Genomic DNA, 579 nt, shown 5'->3' on the forward strand with positions numbered 1-579 from the left:
CGCCTTGATCTTGTCGATGGTGTCGGTGCCCTCGACGACCTTGCCGAAGACGGTATAGCCGTAACCGTCCTGACCAGGGTAGTTCAGCATGTTGTTGTCGACCACGTTCACGTAGAACTGCGCCGTGGCGGAGTTCGGGTCCATGGTGCGCGCCATGGCGATCGTGTACTTGTCGTTCTTCAGGCCGTTCTTCGATTCGATTTCGACCGGCGGGCGCGTGTCCTTCTGCTTCATGTCTGCCGTGAAGCGCCGCCCTGGATCATGAAGCCGTCCATCACGCGGTGGAAGATCGTGCCCTTGTAGAAGCCGTCCTTCACGTACTGCAGGAAGTTGGCGACCGTCTTGGGCGCCTTGTCCGGATACACCTCAACGGTGAAGTTGCCCATCGACGTCTTGAACTGGACGCGCGGCGCGGACGCGGTGGCTGCCGTGGCGGCGGTGGCGGTTACGGCCAGTGCACACACGAGCCCGGCAAAGAGGAAGCGGATACGGAGCATGGTCAGCGAGAGAGAACTTGGGGTGGGAAAAGCAGGATCGGCTGCGTCTTTTTATTGACGCTTGGCCGGCTTGGCGCTCACG

At 61.0% G+C, this 579-nt stretch carries 1 pseudogene; it reads right to left on the reverse strand.

Features of this window, described 5'->3' with window-relative positions:
• Nucleotides 1–497: pseudogene (locus tag FUT88_RS27230) on the reverse strand (peptidylprolyl isomerase); the annotation flags it as partial.
• Between the last annotated feature and the right edge of the window lie 82 nt (nucleotides 498–579).

The organism is Ralstonia sp. TCR112 (assembly GCF_007997035.1).
Lineage (GTDB): Bacteria > Pseudomonadota > Gammaproteobacteria > Burkholderiales > Burkholderiaceae > Ralstonia > Ralstonia edaphi.